Source organism: Aeromicrobium sp. (assembly GCF_036676885.1).
Taxonomy (GTDB): Bacteria; Actinomycetota; Actinomycetes; order Propionibacteriales; family Nocardioidaceae; genus Aeromicrobium.
Genome location: NZ_JAKFCB010000238.1, coordinates 1 through 5,668, shown reverse-complemented (window position 1 = coordinate 5,668; position 5,668 = coordinate 1). Strand labels below are relative to the sequence as shown.

Annotated in this window: 4 protein-coding genes; 2 read left to right on the top strand and 2 right to left on the bottom strand. The window is 67.6% G+C overall.

The annotated features are described in order from the left end of the window. Positions 1-152: 152 nt before the first annotated feature. Together V6M46_RS10600 and pepN are read right to left on the bottom strand one after the other, a co-directional pair. Positions 153-794, bottom strand: coding sequence for a hypothetical protein (locus V6M46_RS10600; protein WP_332664649.1), 642 nt, complete (start codon positions 792-794; stop codon positions 153-155). A gap of 491 nt (positions 795-1,285) precedes the next feature. Beyond that, positions 1,286-3,805, bottom strand: coding sequence for an aminopeptidase N (gene pepN / locus V6M46_RS10595; protein WP_332664651.1), 2,520 nt, complete (start codon positions 3,803-3,805; stop codon positions 1,286-1,288). A 73-nt stretch (positions 3,806-3,878) separates the two neighbouring features. Here pepN and V6M46_RS10590 point away from each other — a divergent pair, with 73 nt between their 5' ends. Both V6M46_RS10590 and V6M46_RS10585 read left to right on the top strand, forming a co-directional pair. Beyond that, a complete protein-coding gene (locus V6M46_RS10590; protein WP_332664646.1) occupies positions 3,879-5,027 on the top strand; it encodes a glutamate--cysteine ligase in 1,149 nt (382 codons plus the stop codon). Beyond that, entirely contained in the window at positions 5,024-5,668 is a 645-nt protein-coding gene (locus V6M46_RS10585) for a mycothiol-dependent nitroreductase Rv2466c family protein (protein WP_332664643.1), read from the top strand. The genes V6M46_RS10590 and V6M46_RS10585 overlap by 4 nt, the downstream gene beginning before the upstream one ends.

Below are 5,668 nucleotides of genomic sequence, written 5' to 3'. Positions count from 1 at the left end.
ACCGCCGGCGCCGGGCAAGGAGATCCACGTGCTCTCTGACACCACCCCCGCCCAGCACCACTGACCCACGGGCACAACCCCGCTGGGAGTGACGATCTGCAGGCTGGCGTCGGCGTGTCGCCTGCACATCGTCACGCCCAGGGTGGCTTGGGTCAGTCCCAGCGTCGGCCGGGTTCCCAGCGCCACCACCAGTCCGGTTTGTCCAGCGTCCAGGATCGGTCGGTCTGGCGAGCCGCGTCCCGGTGTGCAGCTCGGATGCGTGCAACCGTCTCCCAGCGATCCTTGTGGTCCAGAGCCGTGACCCGGCACACGACGGCGTTCGTACGCTCGAAGCGCTCCTCACGCCGATCGTCGTCAGTGTGTTGCTCTGCCTGGCGATGATGTGCGCCGTCCGACTCGATGACGAGCCCCGTCTCAGGATCGATCAGGTCCGCGACACCGAGCAGATCGCCGGCGAGGTCGAAGACGGGAGCGTTCTGCAGCAGGCCTTTGATGTCCGCGTCAAGGGTTGCCAGCAACCGCGTTCGTGTCTCCCAAGGACTCGCCGAACGATCCGTCGCCAGGGAGAGCGCGTTTCGGACCCGCACGATCCCACGTGTCTTGTGATGACGTTCGACCAGACGGTGGACGTTGGCGAGTGTCGTGCGCGCCTGGGAGACGACGCGGGATACGCCCATGTCGATGATCACGGCGGCCTCGCGGACACTGCGTGCGTCCAGTGCTTGGTCGTAGACCGCGCGCGCGAGCGTCGTGACCGGCACGTTGTCGAAGACAAGTGTCTCGTCCGGAAGCATGGACCGGCGGGTGGCCCGAATCCCACGGCGATGGCGATGTTGGCCACCGCCCGGCGACGCCAACGTGACGGGCAGCTCGTTGCCGTGGGGGTCATTCCCGTCGAGCATGACGTTGCCCTGCCAACGAGCAGATGCCCACCCCGTCAGGACACTGCCGGCCGAGAGGATGGGGAGGGCGTGCTGCACACGAACAAGTGGATCGTCGGGATCCAGATGGTCGGGAGCAACCACGCCGTGGTGAGGATGAGTCCAGGGGCTCTTGGAGAGACTCCACCGCGTCTGCTCGAGCTGGAGGGCGTCGCGACGTGTCATGGGTCGAAGGTCAGGCATCCAGCCAAAGTGGCCTCAGGCCGAGAACCGCGCGACTCGATCCCGGGTCGCTGTGGACAGTCATCTCGCGTCCACAGCCATCCCCCCGCTGGGAGTGACGATCTGCAGGCGACACGCCGAAGCGGGCCTGCAGAACGTCACTCCCAGGGGGGGTGAGTGGGTTAGAAGGCGGCTTGGGCCTTCAGGGCGCGGGCGAGGTCGTCACGGCCCTCGGACACGTACCGCGTCGCCGCCGGGTTGGCGCTCGTCGACGAGAGCCACGCATCGACCTTGTCGAGGCTCGCCTTCGACGGGTTCGCCGACGGGAACAGGTGGATCAGCGCGACCTGCCCGATCCACACGCCCATGTCCTCGACGATCGTGTCAGCCATCTCGAGGTAGCGGTCGACGTACGGCTCGAGGACCTCGGCCTGGCCCGCGACCTGGAACGCCATTGCCGCCTGACGCCGGGTCTCGTTGGGCGTCGACGGATCGACGGCGGCGATCTGCCACGCCTCGGCCTTCGCCTCGGCGAGGGGCCGGATCGCCCGCGCCGCGACGGCGTTCTCCTGGCCGGAGATCGTGTTGTCGCGCTGGAGCTCGGCGGCGATCTCGGCGTCGTCCGCGGCACCGATCCGGGCGAGCGCCGTGACGATCGTCCAGCGCAGGTCCGTGTCGACCGAGAGTCCGTCGAGCCCGCCGTCGAGGATCTCGCGGAGCCGCTCAGGACCGGAGGCGGCCGAGGCGTATGCCCGTACGAGCGCGAGCTGGTGGTCGCTGCCGGGCTCGGCGGCCTCCATCAGCGCGCGTACGCCGGACTCCCAGCGCTGCTTGAGCTCGGGCCGGGCGGCATCGGAGGTGTAGAGGTTGACCGCGCTCGACCCCTGACGGAGCAGCGAGCCGACCGCCGTGAGGTCGGTCTCCGAGCCCACACCGGCCAGCACCAGCGTGACGAAGTCGGACGACGACAGCTCGGCGTCACGCGTCATGTCCCACGCCGACCCCCAGCACAGCGCGCGGGGGAGTGACTCCTCGAACGTCGCGATGCTCTCGATCAGCGTCGCGAACGAACGCTCGTCGAGCCGGATCTTGGCGTATGTCAGGTCGTCGTCGTTGAGCAGGATCAGGTCGGGCTGCTTGGTGTCGAGCAGCTCGGTGATCGGCGTCGACGCGCCGCGGATGTCGGTCTCGACCCGCTCCGTGCGCACCAGCTTGCCGTCGACCCGGTCGTACAGGCCGATCGCGATGCGGTGGCGACGCAGCGTCGGGTAGGCCTCGATCGCGGACTGCTCGACCGAGAACGACGTGAAGTACCCGTTGTCATCGGTCTCGAACTCCGCGCGCAGCGTGTTGACGCCCGACGTCTGGAGCCACTCGTCGGCCCACGCGCCGAGCTCACGACCCGATGCCGCCTCGAGCTCAGCGAGCAGGTCCTTGAGCTCGGTGTTGCCGTAGGCGTACTTGCCGAAGTACGCACGCAGGCCGCTGAAGAAGTCCTTCTCGCCGACCCACGCCACGAGCTGCTTGAGCGCCGACGCGCCCTTCGCGTACGTGATGCCGTCGAAGTTGGCCTCGACCGCGCGCAGGTCGTAGTTGTCGGCCGCGATGGGGTGCGTCGACGGCAGCTGGTCCTGGCGGTAGGCCCAGTTCTTGCGCGCGTTGGTGAAGCTCGTCCACGAGTCGGTGAACCGCGTCGCGTTGGTCGCCGAGTGCGAGGCGGCGAACTCGGCGAACGACTCGTTGAGCCACAGGTCGTCCCACCACTTCATCGTCACGAGGTCGCCGAACCACATGTGCGCCATCTCGTGCAGGATCGTGTTGGCCCGCTGCTCGTACGCTGCGACGGTCTGCCGGCTGCGGAAGATCATCTCGTCGCGGAACGTCACCGCGCCGGCGTTCTCCATCGCGCCCATGTTGTACTCCGGCACGAACAGCTGGTCGTACTTGCCGAACGGGTACGCCATCTCGAACGCACCCTCGAAGAACTCGAAGCCCTGCTTCGTGACGAGGAAGATGTCGTCGGCGTCGAGGTGCTCGACGACCGACTGGCGGCAGAAGATGCCGAGCGGGATCTCGTCGTACACCCCGCGGTAGGAGTCCGTCACCGAGACGTACTCGCCGGCGATCAGCGCGGTGATGTACGTCGACATGCGCTTGGTCGGCTCGAAGTGCCACGTGGCCGTCCCCTCGCCGGCCGCGACGGGCTCGGGCGTGGGGGAGTTGGACACGACGGCCCAGCCGGACGGCGCCGTGACGTGGAACGTGAAGACGGCCTTGAGGTCAGGCTGCTCGAACGTCGTGAACACCCGCCGCGCATCCGGCACCTCGAACTGCGTGTAGAGGTAGACGCGCTGGTCGACGGGGTCGACGAAGCGGTGCAGGCCCTCGCCGGAGCGGGAGTAGGCGCAGGTGGCGTCGACGACGAGCTCGTTGCTCTCGGCGAGGCCGGAGAGGGCGATGCGGTTGTCGTCGTAGGCCGACACGTCGACCGCTGCGCCGTTGAGCGTGATCGATGAGATCTCCGCATCGACGAGGTCGACGAACGTCGAGGCCCCGGGCGTCGCGCCGAACCGGATCGTGGTGATCGAGCCGAAGCGGGTGTCGGAGTCGAGGGTGAGGTCGAGCTGCACGTCATACGTCTCTGTGGAGACGATCGACGCGCGCTCGCTGGCTTCTTCGCGGGTGAGATTTTTACCAGGCATGAGCGCCATGGTTTCACGCTCTCGTCACGCGGACGAGGGGGGTGGAATGGAATATCTCGGGCAGGATGGAGGCATGACGATCCCGTTCGCCCAGTCCGAACGCTCGACGATCGGCATCGAGTGGGAGCTCGCCCTCGTCGACGCGGACTCCGGCGACCTCCGCCAGGTCGCGCAGACCGTGCTCGACGCGGTCGCGCCGGCCGGTGGCGGCGAGCATCAGCACATTCGCCAGGAGCTGCTGCTCAACACCGTCGAGATCGTCTCCGGCGTGTGCCACACGGTCCGGGAGGCCGGCGCCGACCTCGACCGTGCGATCGACGAGATCCGGGCCGTGACCGACCCACTGCGGGTCGAGCTGATGTGCGCCGGCACGCACCCGTTCGCCGCGTGGGACCACCAGAAGGTCACGGACAAGCAGCGGTACGCCACGTTGATCGACCGTACGCAGTGGTGGGGCCGGCAGATGCTGATCTACGGAGTCCACGTCCACGTCGGCATCGAGGACCGCGACAAGGTGCTGCCGATCAGCCGGGCGATGCTGACCTACTACGGCCACCTGCAGGCGCTCAGCGCGTCGTCACCGTTCTGGGGCGGCAAGGAGACCGGCTACGCCTCCAACCGCGCACTGATGTTCCAGCAGCTGCCGACCGCTGGACTGCCGTTCCAGTTCGAGAAGTGGAGCCAGCTCGAGGGCTACGTCGACGACATGATGCACACCGGCGTCATCGACGTCTTCGACGAGATCCGCTGGGACCTGCGGCCGTCGCCCAAGTTCGGCACGCTCGAGGTGCGCGTGTGCGACGGCATCCCGTCGATGGCCGAGCTGCTCAGCATCTCGGCGCTGACGCACTGCCTGGTCGAGCACTTCTCGTCGGAGCTCGACGCCGGCCGCGAGCTGCCGACCGTGCCTCCGTGGTTCGCCCAGGAGAACAAGTGGCGGTCCGCCCGATACGGCATGGACGCGATCCTGATCCTCGACAAGTACGCCGAGGAGGAGCTCGTCACGACCCACCTCCACCGCGTCCTCGACATGCTCGAGCCCGTCGCCGAACGGCTCAAGTGCACCGACGAGCTCGCGGGGATCCACGACATCATCTCCGGCGGCGCGTCCTACCAGCGCCAGCGCAAGGTCGCCGCGATGCACGGCGGCGAGCTCGACGCCGTCGTCGGATCCCTCGTCCAGGAAATGCGCGCGGGTCATCCGTTGTTGAATGTTGTATGACCTTTACTGACACCGTCACGCCCGCGACCGCCTCGAACTCCACCGAGGCGGTTGATTTTTGGTTCGACCCGTTGTGCCCGTTCGCCTGGATCACGTCGCGCTGGATGCTCGAGGTCGAGCAGGTCCGCGACGTCAGGACCACGTTCCACGTCATGAGTCTCTCGGTCCTCAACGCCGAGAAGGAGGTCGACCAGCGCTACAAGGACATGTTGGAGCGCGGCTGGGGTCCCGTACGCCTGGCGATCGCCGTCGAGCAGTCGCACGGCTCGGACGCGTTGCGGTCGTTCTACACGGCGATCGGCACGAAGCACCACAACGAAGGACGTGAGTTCGACAAGGCGCTGTACGAAGAGGTGCTCGAGGACATCGGCCTGCCGCTCGACCTCGTCAACGCGGCCGAGGACGAGTCACTCGACGACGCCGTGCGCGCCTCGCACCAGGGCGGCATCGAGCGGGTCGGCGAAGAGGTCGGCACGCCGGTCATCTCGATCGGCGGAACGGCATTCTTCGGGCCCGTGCTCCAGAGCATCCCGCGGGGCGAGGTCGCCGGCTCGGTGTTCGACGGCGCGCGGCTGCTCGCGAGCTACCCGGACTTCTTCGAGCTCAAGCGCACCCGCAAGGGCGAGCTCAACTTCGACTGA

Bases quoted from the DNA above. Each gene is read 5' to 3' on its own strand.
- V6M46_RS10600 (WP_332664649.1), bottom strand. From the start codon at position 794: ATGCTTCCGGACGAGACACTTGTCTTCGACAACGTGCCGGTCACGACG.
- pepN (WP_332664651.1), bottom strand. From the start codon at position 3,805: ATGCCTGGTAAAAATCTCACCCGCGAAGAAGCCAGCGAGCGCGCGTCG.
- V6M46_RS10590 (WP_332664646.1), top strand. From the start codon at position 3,879: ATGACGATCCCGTTCGCCCAGTCCGAACGCTCGACGATCGGCATCGAG.
- V6M46_RS10585 (WP_332664643.1), top strand. From the start codon at position 5,024: ATGACCTTTACTGACACCGTCACGCCCGCGACCGCCTCGAACTCCACC.